The 15,217-nt window shown below is 45.7% G+C and carries 19 protein-coding genes; 9 read left to right on the top strand and 10 right to left on the bottom strand.

The window, feature by feature from the left end:
• The 4 genes from tnpA to NA59_RS09820 all read right to left on the bottom strand — a co-directional run.
• Positions 1–275: IS66 family insertion sequence element accessory protein TnpA (gene tnpA / locus NA59_RS09835; RefSeq protein ID WP_044411729.1), on the bottom strand; the 275-nt coding region annotated here is incomplete at its 3' end.
• Between the two features lie 458 nt (positions 276–733).
• The gene (locus NA59_RS09830) at positions 734–1,024 is read right to left on the bottom strand and encodes a type II toxin-antitoxin system RelE/ParE family toxin (protein WP_044411727.1); all 291 of its coding nucleotides are present in this window, start codon (positions 1,022–1,024) and stop codon (positions 734–736) included.
• Positions 1,011–1,259, bottom strand: coding sequence for a ribbon-helix-helix domain-containing protein (locus NA59_RS09825; protein ID WP_044411724.1), 249 nt, complete (start codon positions 1,257–1,259; stop codon positions 1,011–1,013). The genes NA59_RS09830 and NA59_RS09825 overlap by 14 nt, the downstream gene beginning before the upstream one ends.
• A gap of 21 nt (positions 1,260–1,280) precedes the next feature.
• Complete coding sequence (locus NA59_RS09820; protein ID WP_044411721.1) at positions 1,281–1,493, bottom strand: hypothetical protein; 213 nt, start codon at positions 1,491–1,493, stop codon at positions 1,281–1,283.
• 92 nt (positions 1,494–1,585) lie between these two features.
• On the opposite strand from NA59_RS09820, the gene dauA reads away from it, so the two are divergent.
• The 3 genes from dauA to NA59_RS09805 all read left to right on the top strand — a co-directional run bounded on the left by dauA (position 1,586) and on the right by NA59_RS09805 (position 4,359).
• Positions 1,586–3,298, top strand: a complete 1,713-nt coding sequence (gene dauA, locus NA59_RS09815) for a C4-dicarboxylic acid transporter DauA (protein WP_044411718.1) — start codon at positions 1,586–1,588, stop codon at positions 3,296–3,298.
• Between the two features lie 125 nt (positions 3,299–3,423).
• Positions 3,424–3,912, top strand: coding sequence for a YeeE/YedE family protein (locus NA59_RS09810; RefSeq protein ID WP_044411716.1), 489 nt, complete (start codon positions 3,424–3,426; stop codon positions 3,910–3,912).
• 3 nt (positions 3,913–3,915) lie between these two features.
• On the top strand, positions 3,916–4,359 hold the full coding sequence (locus NA59_RS09805; RefSeq protein ID WP_044411714.1) for a DUF6691 family protein: 444 nt from the start codon (positions 3,916–3,918) through the stop codon (positions 4,357–4,359).
• Positions 4,360–4,389: 30 nt separating this feature from the next.
• On the opposite strand, the gene NA59_RS09800 is transcribed toward NA59_RS09805, so the two are convergent.
• Complete coding sequence (locus NA59_RS09800) at positions 4,390–4,572, bottom strand: hypothetical protein (protein ID WP_044411710.1); 183 nt, start codon at positions 4,570–4,572, stop codon at positions 4,390–4,392.
• Positions 4,573–4,644: 72 nt separating this feature from the next.
• Between NA59_RS09800 and typA the strand changes: the two genes are divergently transcribed.
• The 6 genes from typA to NA59_RS09770 all read left to right on the top strand — a co-directional run bounded on the left by typA (position 4,645) and on the right by NA59_RS09770 (position 11,196).
• A complete protein-coding gene (gene typA / locus NA59_RS09795; protein ID WP_044411707.1) occupies positions 4,645–6,468 on the top strand; it encodes a translational GTPase TypA in 1,824 nt (607 codons plus the stop codon).
• Between the two features lie 9 nt (positions 6,469–6,477).
• Positions 6,478–7,425 (top strand): prolyl aminopeptidase, encoded by a 948-nt coding sequence (pip, locus tag NA59_RS09790; RefSeq protein WP_044411704.1) that lies wholly within the window; start codon positions 6,478–6,480, stop codon positions 7,423–7,425.
• Positions 7,426–7,491: 66 nt separating this feature from the next.
• Positions 7,492–9,573: a two-component system response regulator gene (locus NA59_RS09785; RefSeq protein WP_044411701.1), complete on the top strand. Its 2,082-nt coding sequence runs from the start codon at positions 7,492–7,494 to the stop codon at positions 9,571–9,573.
• Complete coding sequence (locus NA59_RS09780) at positions 9,570–9,917, top strand: Hpt domain-containing protein (RefSeq protein WP_044411698.1); 348 nt, start codon at positions 9,570–9,572, stop codon at positions 9,915–9,917. The genes NA59_RS09785 and NA59_RS09780 overlap by 4 nt, the downstream gene beginning before the upstream one ends.
• Before the next feature lie 32 nt (positions 9,918–9,949).
• Entirely contained in the window at positions 9,950–10,564 is a 615-nt protein-coding gene (locus tag NA59_RS09775) for a hypothetical protein (protein ID WP_044411695.1), read from the top strand.
• The gene (locus NA59_RS09770) at positions 10,561–11,196 is read left to right on the top strand and encodes a hypothetical protein (RefSeq protein WP_044411692.1); all 636 of its coding nucleotides are present in this window, start codon (positions 10,561–10,563) and stop codon (positions 11,194–11,196) included. Before NA59_RS09775 ends, NA59_RS09770 begins: the two co-directional genes overlap by 4 nt.
• A gap of 9 nt (positions 11,197–11,205) precedes the next feature.
• On the opposite strand, the gene NA59_RS09765 is transcribed toward NA59_RS09770, so the two are convergent.
• From NA59_RS09765 to NA59_RS09745, 5 genes are read right to left on the bottom strand one after another with little or no spacing between them, the layout of a single operon-like run.
• On the bottom strand, positions 11,206–12,411 hold the full coding sequence (locus NA59_RS09765) for an EAL and HDOD domain-containing protein (RefSeq protein WP_052501593.1): 1,206 nt from the start codon (positions 12,409–12,411) through the stop codon (positions 11,206–11,208).
• A 51-nt stretch (positions 12,412–12,462) separates the two neighbouring features.
• Complete coding sequence (locus NA59_RS09760; RefSeq protein WP_044411689.1) at positions 12,463–12,732, bottom strand: oxidative damage protection protein; 270 nt, start codon at positions 12,730–12,732, stop codon at positions 12,463–12,465.
• 28 nt (positions 12,733–12,760) lie between these two features.
• On the bottom strand, positions 12,761–13,822 hold the full coding sequence (gene mutY, locus NA59_RS09755) for an A/G-specific adenine glycosylase (protein WP_044411686.1): 1,062 nt from the start codon (positions 13,820–13,822) through the stop codon (positions 12,761–12,763).
• Positions 13,815–14,348, bottom strand: coding sequence for a gamma carbonic anhydrase family protein (locus tag NA59_RS09750; RefSeq protein ID WP_044411684.1), 534 nt, complete (start codon positions 14,346–14,348; stop codon positions 13,815–13,817). The genes mutY and NA59_RS09750 overlap by 8 nt, the downstream gene beginning before the upstream one ends.
• Positions 14,329–15,171 carry a mechanosensitive ion channel family protein gene (locus tag NA59_RS09745; protein ID WP_044411682.1) on the bottom strand — a complete coding sequence of 281 codons (843 nt, stop codon included), beginning with the start codon at positions 15,169–15,171 and terminating at the stop codon, positions 14,329–14,331. Before NA59_RS09745 ends, NA59_RS09750 begins: the two co-directional genes overlap by 20 nt.
• Between the last annotated feature and the right edge of the window lie 46 nt (positions 15,172–15,217).

The raw sequence follows: 15,217 nt of genomic DNA, 5'->3' as shown, positions 1-15,217 counted from the left end.
ATACGGCACGCCCCATGATGTAGGTTGATGAAATCAATGTGCTCAACAGGTTCAACAGGCTCAACCGGATCCGGCGTATGAATATGCACAGGCACGAGTGCAGGTGCTGCAGTGGGTGCGCAGCGCAAAAATCGCTTGCGCCAATAGGCAAATTGATCACGTGAGAGCTCATGGGTTTTGCAGTAGTCGGTCTGTGTCTGCTCACTGCGTTGCCATTGATCAAGATGTGTGCGCCAAAAAGTGGCTTTTTTGTCGAGCTGCGTTGTTTTGTTCATGATGCGTCCTTGGATTAATTGACACGCTCATGATGGCAGATTTAGGATGGGGCGACTAGTATGGGTGCGGTCGGACGCTTACTCTTAAATTATAAATCAACAAGTTATAACCAACACGCGCTCCCACATTGAACGTCATTGCCATTAAGCTTAGAAAATGCCTGTCATTGCGAGGAGCGCAGCGACGCGGCAATCTCTCAAGGGCGCGCGCAGTCTGCAAGAGATTGCCGCGGCCTTCGGCCTCGCAATGACGCGTGTTTTTTCATATTATTTAGCCCGGATACTTCATAAATTCGCGCGATGATCGCGCAGGATATTGGTTTTCCAATGTTTTTCTCGAAGAATTGCTATAGTTATTCATACAGCCGACTGAGAAAAAGCGCTGAGGAATTAATAGACAAGCCAAGTGAGTGCGCGTGAACTTTATGAATCGAAGAAGGCGAAGCTAAACATCCGGGTTAAAGATGATCTGTTACATTCATACTTTCATGTAACACACGAACAATGTGGATATCCGTTTCATCTTGCAGATAAACAATCAAATGGTGGGCGTGCTGGTGAATCCTGACTGCTGGAATGAACTCCGTTCGAAGCCAACTCATTTCTGGGTGTTCTGCTAATAATTCAAAAGTCGTCAGTAAATCATCAAGATAACTAGACGCTTTGCTTACCCCCCAGTTAACAAAGCTATAATCCCAAATAGCCTCCAAGTCTCGCTCAGCAAGCTGTGCCAGCTTATAACTGGGCACGTGCTTTCTCAAGCATTCTTTGTTTGAAAGTTTTGGGGTCAAAATTTTCCACTATGCCACTTGCCAATCCTTCATCTATCAGCGCTTGCATCACTTTAATTTTTTTTAATCTTTGTTGATCTTGACGAATCAAATTAAGAACATAATCACTGTTACTTTTATATTGACTGTTGGCTACTTGACTATTAACCCAATCGCACACAGGCCCTGGCAAAGAAATATTAATTGTTGTCATCACACGTTAACCTCTCAATTTTTAATTAATTTTAACATAAGCCGTGCCCAATAAAAAAGGCTGGGAATCCCAGCCTTTTGCGTTGTTGGCGTCCGCCTGTGTGTGACGATGTTTTGGTTGTCGACGATAATCTTTTTTAGAACGGTGACTGACCGACTTTCCACCCAATGTGGCCATCATCTCCAAAAACACAATATTACGTTGCTGTTTATGCTGCGCTTTACGTTTTGCCATGTATAATCTCCTACCATTAAGTTTAGCAATTGTATTATAAAGCTAACAAACCGCCTGTACATACTTCACCCCTTAATAAATCACAGCACTTTATGTCACAACGAAATCATTTAACAAATATTAAACTCGGTTATGGTCTGCGTGACTTTATCCAAAAAGAAGGCTATCGCCCCCAGCACCTTGGTAAAGATGTTATCGCGGGTTTGACGGTAGGCATCTTGGCGATTCCTGTGTCGATGGCACTGGCGATAGGGATTGGCATTTCGCCAATATACGGTCTCTATACCGCCATCGTGGCTGGCTTTGTCACGGCGCTATTAGGTGGGTCACGCTTTAGTGTAGCAGGCCCAACCGCATCGCTCGTTATTCTGCTGATTCCCGTCAACGAAGCCTACGGTCTACTGGGTATTACACTTGTGTCTTTCTTGACCGGTTTGCTGCTTATTTTTATGGCGCATTATCGGTTTGGACGTTGGATTGAGTACATTCCTGAAACCATTACCCTTGGTTTTACCACCGGAATTGCGACGATTATTATTCTTTTACAGACCAACTTCTTTTTTGGACTGGGACTAGAAAACCTGCCGACTCAATTTTTAGAGCGCATGCGCGTGATGCTGCAAGCGCTGGTTAGCGATATTCATTGGCCATCAACACTGATTGGCATCGGCACACTCGCATTTATGATTGGATGGAAAAAACTCAAGGTTCGATTTCCTGGACACCTACCCAGCCTGATTATTGCCGCGTTTATTGCTTTTTACTGGAATCAACAGGGCGCGCAAATCGTTACCATTGGCGAGCTATTTGGCGAAATTCCTCACCACTTACCGCCCTTTCAAATACCTGAAGTGGTACAACAACTTATCCAGCTTGATCTGGCTTCAGCCTGGACGCTGCTGATCTTCATACTGCCGATCGGTGTCACCCTTGCACTATTGATTGCGATGGAGTCGTTATTTTGCGCTACCGTGCTCGATAACCAAGCGCAAACCCGACATTCACCGAATAGTGAGTTACAAGGTCAAGGCTTTGGCAACATCGCTTCAGCCTTGTTTGGCGGTTTTGCCTCTAGCGGTGCAATAGCGCGCTCGGTTACCAATCTACGGGCGGGTGCCGTTTCGCCGGTGGCCTCTATGGTGCATGCGCTGATGGTGCTGTTTGCTATTTATTTTTTAGCCGGGTTGCTAGAACATATTCCACTCGCCGCTATGTCCGCGTTGTTAATTGTTGTCGCGTGGAACATGAGCGCGTTTCCGCGTGCGATTACATTGATCCGTAGCGCTGAAAAAAGCGATCTATTGGTTTATCTCGCCTGCTTTAGTTTAATCTTACTGGTTGATATTGTGTATGCCGTGATTACCGGCATGGTGCTAGCCTCGGTGCTGTTTATTAAAGACATCGCTGAAATGACTAGGCTACAAAATATCGCCGATCACAAGCGTTACAAATCAATCGAACTGCCCGATAACTGGATGATGTATCGCATTCAAGGCCCGTTATTTTTTGCCGCCGCCGATCGTATTTTTGCTGAACTCATCGATGAAATACCCGATAAAAAAGGCATCATTATTCAAATGGATGCGGTAACGATTCTTGATTCGGGCGGACTTTCGGCCTTGCGCCGATTTGTTGCCAGCGCGCATCAACAAGGTGTTGCTGTTTATCTAAGTGAACTACAATTCCAACCACTGCGCACTTTAGCAAGGTATGGGTTAGATAAATTTGATGCCAACTTCCAACTTTTTGCCAGCTTAGAAGAAGCACAAAACGCCATTTCAGCCTCCCAACCGGATGCCGATTAGGCTACACATTTTTCAACCAGGCCGATTTACTGATAAGTCTTGTTTATATCCCAGTAAAAACCTCAAGCTTTTCTTTATGGCCTAACTGATAGAGAATAACTAAAAATTTTAACAAGAGAAATAAAATGGAAATTACAATTTGGTCTGGCTGGTTCGCGGGCATTGCAATAGGTTTATTTGTTACGCTGCATTTTTGGCTGCTCGGCAAGCCCGCTGGCTGCTCAACGGGTTATGGCAACCTATGTGGCCTAGTCTGTAAACGCGTTAAGTTTTTTCGGATGGGCGAATACACCGACCTTAACAACTCAAAACTCTGGTTTTTGATCGGTATTCCACTCGGTGGCCTTATTTCAGCACTCACCTCGGTGGACAGCTGGCATTTAAGTTTTGACATGGGTATGTATGAGGCAGTATTACCACAAACCTACTCCGCTAAAGCGATCTGGTTGATTTTTGGCGGCATGTTACTCGGTTTTGGCGCACGCTTAGCCGGTGCTTGCACCACAGGACACGCCCTCGTTGGCGGCGCTATGCTTAATCCCGCCAGTCTGTTGGCGGGTGCGGTTTTCTTTTGTAGTGCGCTGATTACCACTCATCTTTTATTTGGATTCTAAATCATGACCATGACAAAAAAAGTAAATATCATCGCGCTCGGCATGGGCGCCTTATTTGGATTTTTGATGAGCCGTGCAGGAGCAACCACCTATGACTTTCATGCACAAATGTTTTTGTTTCAAGATTTTCAATTGATGGAAGTCATTGTCACGGCGGTCGTCGTCGCGATGATGGGCGTCTTTACACTCAAATATTTTCGCATCAACGCCGTCGTCACCAAAACACCTGTCGATTTTGTAAAAAAACCCTATCAACAAGGGCTCGTATTGGGTGCGATGCTGTTTGGTATCGGCTGGGGAATGACCGCCGCTTGCCCTGGCACGATACCCGCCATGATAGCGGAAGGAAAAATCGGCGCTATTTTCACCTTTGTTGGCTTACTGCTAGGCACGATGGCTTATGGCGTTCTGCAAACCTACATGCATCACGAACACCCTAAAAACTAACTAAGCGCGGCCTGCTTGCGTTCCGTCCAACTAGAACTCACACACTTCATCGTCAGGACTTTCAACCACTTTTAAACCGCATGCCGTGGTTTCAACGCGGCGGGTTTGTTGATTTTCACAATCCGGCCGCGTTGTGAAAATCACGTTTTCTTCAAGAGGCCGTTGACCAGCGTCAGTCGGCATTTGTTTGATATTTAATTGATTTGTCATCATCTTTTTCTCAAGTTTATTTTATTTTCCAGTATAATCCCTTCTTTTTGAACGTTTCTACAGGTTTTTTTCTTCATGACCACCGATCATATTCGTAATATCGCTATAATTGCCCACGTTGACCACGGTAAAACCACCCTTGTTGACAAACTACTCCGCCAATCAGGCACCCTTGATGAACGTAAAGATCAAGGCGAACGTGTTATGGACTCTAACGACCAAGAGAAAGAGCGCGGAATTACTATCTTATCAAAAAATACGGCTGTAGACTGGAATGGCTACCGTATCAACATCGTTGACACCCCTGGCCACGCCGACTTCGGTGGTGAAGTAGAACGTATTTTATCCATGGTTGACTCTGTATTGCTATTAGTTGATGCCGTTGAAGGCCCGATGCCACAAACACGCTTTGTAACCCAAAAAGCCCTACAGCGCGGATTAAAGCCGATTGTTGTTGTCAATAAGGTTGACCGCGATGCAGCACGTCCTGACTGGGTTGTCGATCAAACCTTTGACTTGTTTGATCGTTTAGGTGCAACCGATGAACAAATGGACTTCCCGATTTTGTTTGCCTCTGGCTTTAATGGCTATGCTGGCTATGACGCAGATGTTCGCTCCGGCGACATGACCGCTATTTTTCAAACTATCGTTGATAAAGTACCCGCACCCGATGTTGACCTAGGTGGCCCATTCCAGCTACAGTGTATATCACTCGCTTATGACACCTACAAGGGCGTTATTGGCACGGGGCGCATCAAACGTGGTGCGGTTCAAACAGGCATGTCTGTCGCGGTTGTCGACAAAGATGGCAAAAAACGTAACGCCAAAATCGCTGAATTATTTGGCTTTAAAGGTCTTGATCGTGTCAATATTTCTGAAGCGCATGCCGGTGACATTGTCGCCTTTAGTGGTTTAGATCCACTGACTATTTCAGACACACTATGTGACCCAAACCACCCTGAAGCCCTACCGGCGCTTTCAGTTGATCAACCAACTGTCAGCATGACCTTCCAAGTGAATAACTCGCCGTTTGTGGGTCAAGAAGGTAAGTTACTCACTTCACGCCAAATTCGTGAGCGCTTAGACAAAGAGTTGTTGACCAACGTAGCCTTGCGTGTTGAAGACACGGAAGACGCAAATAAATTCCGAGTATCCGGTCGTGGCGAATTACATTTGTCGGTATTAATCGAAAACATGCGTCGTGAAGGGTTTGAGCTAGGTGTTTCACGTCCAGAAGTTATTTTCCGTGAGATTGATGGCGAAATTTGTGAGCCTTATGAAACCCTAACCGTTGATGTACCTGAAGAAAACCAAGGTACTGTGATGGAGCAGCTTGGCATGCGTAAAGCGATCATGAGCGACATGGTGCCAGATGGCCAAGGTCGTGTACGTATTGATTTCACCGTTCCTTCACGCGGCTTGATTGGTTACCGTAGTGAGTTCTTGACCGCTACACAGGGTAACGGATTAATTTTTAGCAGTTTCTCTCATTACGGCCCTCGATTTGATGGCAGTGTTGGTGAGCGCACCCGTGGTGTATTGATTGCCATGAGCACAGGTAAAGCACTCGGCTTTGCACTATTTAACCTACAAGAACGTGGCCGCTTATTCATCGGGCACGGCGATGAAGTATATGAAGGCCAGGTCATCGGTTTACACAGTCGTGAGAATGATCTGACCGTAAACCCTCTGAAAGGCAAGCAACTCACCAACATGCGCGCCTCCGGTACGGATGAAGCGATCGTACTAACCCCCCCTGTTCGCTTTACATTAGAACAAGCGCTTGAGTTTATCGATGAGGATGAGTTGGTTGAAGTGACCCCTCTATCTGTTCGCATTCGTAAAAAGCACTTAACTGAAAACGAACGTAAACGTAACAGCCGTTCATCAAAAGCCTAAGGACGACCCATGCTATCACTCTACCCGCCGATTGAGCCCTACCACACTGGCTTTATCGATGTAGGTGACGGCCATCAGATTTATTATGAACTATCAGGCAACCCAAAAGGTCAGCCTGTGCTGTTTATACATGGTGGTCCAGGTGGCGGGTGCACAGCCGAGCACCGTCGTTTTTTTGACCCTCATGCTTATCAAATTATCTTATTTGATCAACGCGGCGCCGGACGATCACGTCCTCATGCCGAGCTCCATCATAATACGACCACGCATTTAGTTAATGATATTGAACAACTTCGACATCATCTACAAATCGAACGCTGGCTATTGTTTGGTGGCTCCTGGGGCTCAACACTTTCCCTACTTTACGCACAAAGTTATCCACAACATGTTAAGGGCTTAATTTTACGCGGTATCTTTTTATGTCGAGATCAAGACATAGACTGGTTTTATCAAAAAGGCGCGAGTGAATTTTTTCCGGATCACTGGCAAGACTTTATCGCTCCTATTGCAAAACATGAGCGCCAAGCCCTTGTGCAAGCCTACTACAGCCAACTAACAGGTCAAGACGAAGTCGCACGTATGCGCGCAGCCGAAGCCTGGTCCACCTGGGAAGGACGCACCTCAAACTTAAAAACCGATCCCGCTACCGTGTCTTATTTTGCGGATCCTCACCATGCATTAGCCATGGCGCGGATTGAATGCCACTACTTTATCCACAAGGCATTCATTGCCCCTAATCAAGTCCTAGAACAGGCTGAAAAACTTGCTTCGATTCCTTGTACCATCATACACGGACGCTATGATATGGTTTGCCCCGTTAACCAAGCTTTCGCATTAAAACAGGCACTCCCAAATGCTGAACTGGTGATATGCCCGAAAAGTGGACACTCTGCTTTTGAAGCCGAAATAATGCATGCACTCATCTGTGCCACGCAACGCTTTTCTAGTCTTAGCTAAGATAACTATTTAACTTTATACTGATACCCTATAGAATAAAACTATATTAAATAAAGCGGACACACTATGGATCAGCAGCCAAATAAAATCCTCGTTGTTGACGATGACCCTATTACACGCATCACGCTAACTAAGGTTTTGGAGCGCTCTGGCTTTGAAATTTTTCAAGCCGATAACGGGCGTGCCGGTCTTAATCAATTCATCAAGCAACATCCGCAACTGGTGTTAATGGATGCATTAATGCCAGAAATGAATGGCTATGAAGCCATTACAGCGATTCGTAACTATGAAAAAGATCGTGCCGTACCGATACTGATGCTCACTTCACTCGATGACATGGAGTCGGTGGATAAGGCATTTGAAGTAGGGGCAACCGACTTTGTCACCAAGCCAATCAACTGGTCGCTACTCAGCCAACGGGTGCGCTATGCGATACGTACCAGTCAAATTGAGGATGATTTACGGCGTAGCAAGGCACAACTGGCCTACGCGCAGAAGCTGGCTAAGTTGGGTTATTGGGAATGGGATGTCATCAATGATGTCGTCACGGGCTCCGACTCGGCTTTTAAGCTGTTTAACATTCCCAATCAAAGCCATATTAGCATGGAACGTTTTTTGTCCAGCGTTTTGTCGCAAGACTTAACACTTTTGCATCAAACCATCAGTGAAGCGGCACGTGGACAATCGCACCTTGAAGTCAGTTTTCGCGTACAAAACGCGCACAACATCATTACCCACATCGAATGTCTAGGAGAAGTTCACTACAGTCAAGACCAGCAAATGCAGCGCATTGTTGGCTCCGCGCAGGATATTACTCGCCTCCACAAAGCAGAGAGCATGATTGACTATCAATCACGCCATGATAACCTTACCGAACTAGCGAATCGTACCTATTTCTCAGAGGAATTAAACCGCCACTGTCAGCAAGCGACACAACAAACCAGTGCTGTCATTATTTTTGATATAGACCGCTTTAAAACGATTAACGACAACCTAGGTCAAACCCAAGGCGATAACCTATTAATTGCGCTAGCGCAGCGCATCCGGCGCATTACCCGTGATGGGGATTTTATCGCGCGCTTAGGCAGTGATGAGTTTGCCATTTTAATACGCACTTATAAAGATACCAATGAGCTCAATCAACTCGTCAATCGCTTCTATCAAGATCTTAAACAACCTTTTGTCGTCGATGAACAAGAGCTCTTCTTAACCTACAGCATGGGCATTACTATTTTCCCGGAGGATGCGCAAGACGCTGATAGCAGCCTGCAAAAAGCGAATATTGCACGTGGTCAAGCCAAACAGATGGGGGGTAATCAATCTCTCTTTTATCGCACAGAGATGAATGCGCAGGCGAAACAACAGCTTTTACTCGAAAACGACCTGCGTCGTGCACTCACTCTCAACCAAATCGAAGTATTCTTTCAACCCCAGGTTGACTGTCAAACCCTTCGGCCCATCGGCGCTGAAGCTTTGGTGCGCTGGATTCACCCCGATATTGGCATGGTATCCCCGGTCACCTTTATCCCGCTTGCTGAAAGCACTGGGTTGATTGTTGAGATAGGCCGCTATGTCATGCAAGAATCTGTGCGTCAGCTAGAAAAATGGCATGCGCAAGGGTTTGATCATATGCGTGTAGGTATTAACCTCTCGGCACGCCAATTTTCACTCACCGACCTGGTGTTGGATGTTGAACAGCTTCTTAGCCACACGTCTATACCGCCCAAGTATATTGACCTCGAAATCACTGAGAGCTTTGCCATGAGTAATGCTGATCATAACATAGGCATCCTCAATAGCCTTAAAGCCATGGGGGTATCTATTTCGATTGATGATTTTGGAACAGGCTACTCCTCTCTCGCTTATTTACACAAATTTCCGATTGATACGATCAAAATTGACCGCTCCTTTATTCTTAACTTAACCACCAAAGAAGGCCAGTCGATTGCCAAAACGATCATCGCAATGGCCGATGCGCTTGATCTTGAGGTGATCGCTGAGGGTATTGAAGATGAAGAACAGCTTAGATTTTTACAAGAAAAAAATTGCGATATACTGCAAGGCTTTAAGTTTGGCAAACCGATGCCAGCAAACGACTTTATCGCCTACTTAAATCAATTCAAATTACCCACAGGAGCCACTCCATGAGCCAAATTCTAGACTATGATAACCTCAACATGCTAAAAGAAGTCATTGGCGATGACCTAAAGTCCATCCTAGAAAGCTTTAACGAAATAACGCCGACGGTGATTGACCAGCTTGAGCAGGCCATTGCACAACAAGATGCCCCTGAAGTGCGCCATCACGCACACACACTCAAAGGCAGCGCGGCGAATGTCGGTGCTATCGCACTGCCTTCACTGTGCCTTGAGATGGAGAACATGGGCCGCGCCGGTGACATCACGCACGCTGCAGACTTATTTGCACAAATAAAAGACAGCTACCGCACCTTATCCGATGCGGTGAACCAATATATTACAACTGAGTTTTAACGCCTTTATTACATTATTAAATCGAGAACGCTATGCAATACCAAGTTACGGATGAAGAAGCGCAACGCGCCAAAAACCCGCACCACATTTACAATCTAAATATTTTACTGACCCACTTATTTTTATCCTTAACGGTGCTAAAAACGACTGGCAACCCCGCCATGTTTATTTTGATTCCCGCCATATCCATGGCTGTACTGGGGTTTATCTACTATAAAGCCCAACAAAAAATAAAACACGACACCTGGTTTGTCGCCGCACACTGGATGCTTGCTTGGCGTCGTGGTCGCATTTTAATTGCCAGCTATATCGTTGGCTTAACACTCGTGGCCATTTATAGCCTAGTACAGTGGATGCTGCCAGGTGGCTTAAGCATGAATAACTTTTCGGATGACGGCGGCTCCACGCCTATTTTTCAAATTATCACCATGTTCTTTGGTGGCGCCATCGTCTTTTTTACCGTACTGATTACCTTTTTACAAACCGGCATTTCTGTCTATGACTGCAGCAAGGGGATTATTGACAAAAAGATGATTAACTATGTTCCGCGTGGTCAAAACGCCAATACTGAACTCGGCGAATTTGATGACCATCCCGCTGCCCAGAAACCGTCTACTGAACAAAATAAAGAAGACCGCCCAACATGATAAAAATTCGTCCCCTCTACTGGGTTATTATAATCAGCCTTGCTCTTTTTATCGGCTTAATGACCTTGGCGCCTAAAGAACAAGGATTCAATACGGCTCATCTGCCCTGGAATGCCCAGTATGACGACCAAGGGCGTCTGCATGCTCTAGGCGTCGTAATGAACGAGTCGACACTCAAGGATTTAATTGCGCTTTATGGACGCGATATTGAAGTGAAGCTGTTTGAAATGCCCGGTGGTGAACGCTCCGCAGAAGCCTATATCCACTCCGCCTATATAGGCTCCATCCACGGCTCGCTGGTCATCAAACTGGCTATGACGGATGAGATGTTAGATCGTTACTATGACCGAGGGGCACGCACCACCATTTCAAAACAGGGCGCGCGCGAAGTTCAGCTCAACAACGAAGACACCTTGGCCTTATTCAACTATCCAATTAATGAAGTGACCTTAGTGCCACGTCGCCGCTTAACCGAAGTCGCCATCGAAAAACGTTTTGGGCCGCCCGATCGAATTAACCTCACCCAAGACGATATAAAAAGCTTGTATTATGACGACAAAGGCTTGGAGTTAATTTTAATTGACAAGGGAAATGATATATTACGTTACCGAGCCAATTCGACAGGCTCTTAGGCCGAGTCTTTAACTTGCAATAACCGACTGAGTAAACTGCATCGCTTGTAAATAACAAGCTGACAAGTCCGTTGCTGAGCACCGCTGAGGAAGCTCAAAGTCGGTTCTACCCTGCTCAAACCCTTTGACGGACTGTAAAATTACACCAGGGGTATTTCCACCCTTTAGCAAAGCGGTAATAATTTGTTCATCCAGATTGAGTTTCGCCAGCAAACTTTCAAGCGTTTGATCCATCAACGCATCAAAAGTAGAAAACAATCCAACCGTAAAATACAGCTCTTTAGGGTGTAAACTGAGTTTTTGCGCGACGAGCTCACAATATTTAGCACGCATTAATGTTGTTTGATAAAGCTCATCAGGTTTATCATCAATACCCGACAAAACCAGCATACTCGCCCAGCTCTTTAATCGCGTTAAGCCAAAGCGCACCACGGCATCATGCACAGAACTGATTTTATGATTTCCCTCAAGATTTTGAGCTAAAAACTTCAAGAGCTTTTGACTTAATGACACATCCCTTGAAATAATATTACTCAGCTTTTGCATATCCACGTCAGGATCATATACACTCGCTAACAAGCTCAGTACACTTGCCTTATTGGTCGGCAAACGCTGCCCCTGAATAATAACGGGCTTGGCAAAAAAATATCCCTGAAAATAATCAAAACCTATTTTGCGACAAAACTCAAAATGCTCACGGGTTTCTACTTTTTCCGCCAACAACTTAACGCCCTTTTCTTTTAAGCGCTTAACATGCTCGACAAGCTGACGTGGGCCGACTCTAAGAATATCAACTTTAATAATATCCGCTAACGACTCCAATGCTTCTAGCTTTGGATTAAACACATAATCATCCAATGCAATCACATAGCCACTTTCACGCAGTTTTTTGACCGCACTCAATAGATTTGGCGTCACGTTCACATCTTCAAGAATTTCAATAATAACCTTGCTTTTAGGAAAGAAAGGTTGATACTCTCGAAGCAACAGACCTTCGGTAAAATTAATAAAAACCTTGTGATCGCCGGCTATATCCTTAATTCCAATATCACCAAACGCATGCAACATCACCTGCGCAGAAGCGCTATCACCACCAATGATCACCGCATGATTGTCCTCACGGTTAGCACGGAACAACAACTCATACGCAAAGGTTTTTAGGTTTGCATTGAATACAGGCTGTCGCCCGACATATACATCGATCATTTTGGTCATAACGTTTCAGCATCTTTACAAGTTAATTAGCTAATTTTAACAGAGTTTTTGTTATACAGGTTTAAACTCTTGTGGCATTTCGACTTCCCCATCACCAAACAAGAACTTTTGCATTTCTTCTTGCAAAAAACTGCGCGCCTTAGGGTCAAGGCTCGATAGGCGATATTCATTAATTAAAATAGTTTGCTGAGCCAGCCATTGCTTCCAAGCTTCCTTCGATACCGTGTCATATACCTTCTTGCCTAGCTCGCCTGGAAAAGGGGCAAACTCCAAACCCTCCATTTCTTCTTTAATTTTTACGCACTGTACTTTTCTTGACATGTTATTTCTCCGAAGTGATGTTGTTAATTTACAAATGTAGCGCTAACTTACTTATTATTATTTTGATCGGCGCGGGCAAACCTTGGGATAAAGCTTGCGCCGGTGTCATCCAATAAATAGCCTCGGCGGTTTCTTCTACCGCTCGATGTTTTTTAGCTTCAACCGGAAACAGCTCCAAATGATAATGACTAAAGCTGTGCCGCACCATTGGCCATTCTAGCAAAGAATCTAAATCGACCCCAGACAATAGGAGCTGATTTTTGTCACTAAATTCTGGCAAACTATAAAGCCCACCCCAAACCCCACTATTAGGGCGCTTTACCAATGCCACTTTTCCCGCATGATCCTGCGTAATTAACAACCAGGCCTGGTGAGTGGGGAGCGTTTTTTTAGGCTTAGGCGTAGGAAACTGCGCCACCGTATTTTTTAAATAAGCCTGGCAGGCTAAATTAAGTGGACAAATATTACAACTAGGCTTGGTACGCCGACATAAGGTGGCCCCTAAGTCCATCATCGCTTGGGTGTAATCCGCTAAACGCGCTTTTGGCAGCAGACCTTCCGCTTTTTCCCAAAGAAGATTTTCAACATGCTTGTGACCAGGCCAGCCCTCAATCGCATAAAATCGAGTTAGCACGCGCTTTACATTGCCATCCAAAATAGCAAAGGCCTGGCCATGTGCCTGCGCTAAAATAGCACCTGCTGTCGAGCGCCCGATACCGGGCAAAGCGAGCAGTTGCGCATAGTTTGCAGGCTGCACACCATTATGCAACGCAACAACCTGCTGTGCAGCACGATGTAAATTGCGCCCCCTTGCGTAATAACCCAAGCCGGCCCAGTGCGCCAAAACGGTCTCTTGGTCGGCACGAGCCAGCGCGTCCAGCGTCGGAAACGCCGCCATAAAGCGGATAAAATAGGGAATCACCGTTTGCACTTGAGTTTGTTGCAACATAATTTCTGACACCCAAACCTGATAGGCGGTACGCGGGTGCTGCCAGGGTAAATCATGGCGACCATGCACGTCAAACCAAGCCAAGAGCACATCCGAAAACAAAAATGTATCGCGGCTTAATGCACCGTTTTGTTTAGTCATCCTCAGCCGCAAAATCGTTTTTTAATTTAACGTAATGTTCGGCAGAATATTTAAAAAACGCCTTCTCCTGGTCTGTTAGCGCGCGCAGTTGCTTAACCGGTGAACCGACATACAAATAGCCGCTTTCCAATAGCTTGCCAGCTGGCACGAGGCTATTGGCACCGATCAGCACATGCTTTTTCACATGCGCATTATCCAACACCACCGCCCCCATACCAATCAAACATTCATCCTCGATAATGCAGCCATGCAACACCGCATTATGGCCAACTGTCACATCCGCACCTACAATAGTTTTCGAGCCTTTCGAGCGCGCCGACTCATGAGTGGTATGCACCACCGCACCATCTTGAATGTTTGAGCGGGCACCAATTTTGATGTCATTCACATCGCCACGTAGCACCGCACAAGGCCAAATACCAACATCCTCCGACAGTTCGCAACGCCCTATCACCTGAGCGCTTTGATCCACCCAGGCACTCTCTGCCAACTTAGGCACAACACCTTTATACTTTCTGATAGCCACTTAAGCCTACTCCTGCTAAGCCTTCAGCTTGAAGGTGTAAATCCATTTGTGGGAACGGAATGACAATATTGTTTTCATCAAACGTGAGCTTTACTCTTTCAATATAGTCAAAACGTACCGGCCAATAATCCGCCGTATTGACCCAAATTCTAACGGTAAAATTAACGCTGCTGTCCGCTAACTCAGACACCACAACAAGCGGCGCGGGGTCTTTTAATGCTCGCTCCTCCTGCTCAATCAGATCTTGCAACAGGGTCTTCGCGAGACGTAAATCACTGTCATAATGAATACCAAATACCAAATCAATCCGTCGTGTCGGCTTGGTTGAGTAATTAATTAACGAGGACTTATAAAGCTGCCCATTTGGGATAACGACCTGACGGTTATCGCCGGTTCTTAACTCACAGTTAAGCAAGCTGACTTTTTCTACCACCCCCATTTGACCACTCACTTCTACAAAGTCCCCCACTTTGAATGGCTGGGTGATAATTAACATTACTCCAGATGCAAAATTGTTCAACGAATCCTTAAGTGCCAAGCCCACGGCTAAACTCGCCGCGGCCAGTATCGCCACTAGGGATGTAGTATCAAAACCAAGGTGACCGAGTATCGCCACCACCAGAATAACATACAGCAAGGCACGCCCAACAGAGGTCACAAAACCAATCAAAATTGGTTGGACCTTCATCTTCTCCATCACGGTTTTAACCACTCTTTCCAACCAGCCTATCGCCACTTTACCGATAATAAAGATAACAACCGCCAGCGCGATATTAATACTATAGGGCACCACATAGGTGGAAACTAAATGCTCAAAATCCATCTAACAACTCCTTTGAATCAATGACTCGATTAGAAAACAATGCAAT

Origin of the sequence: Thiomicrospira microaerophila (genome assembly GCF_000934765.1) — a bacterium.
Lineage (GTDB): Bacteria > Pseudomonadota > Gammaproteobacteria > Thiomicrospirales > Thiomicrospiraceae > Thiomicrospira > Thiomicrospira microaerophila.
This window is presented reverse-complemented; position numbering and strand designations above follow the sequence as displayed.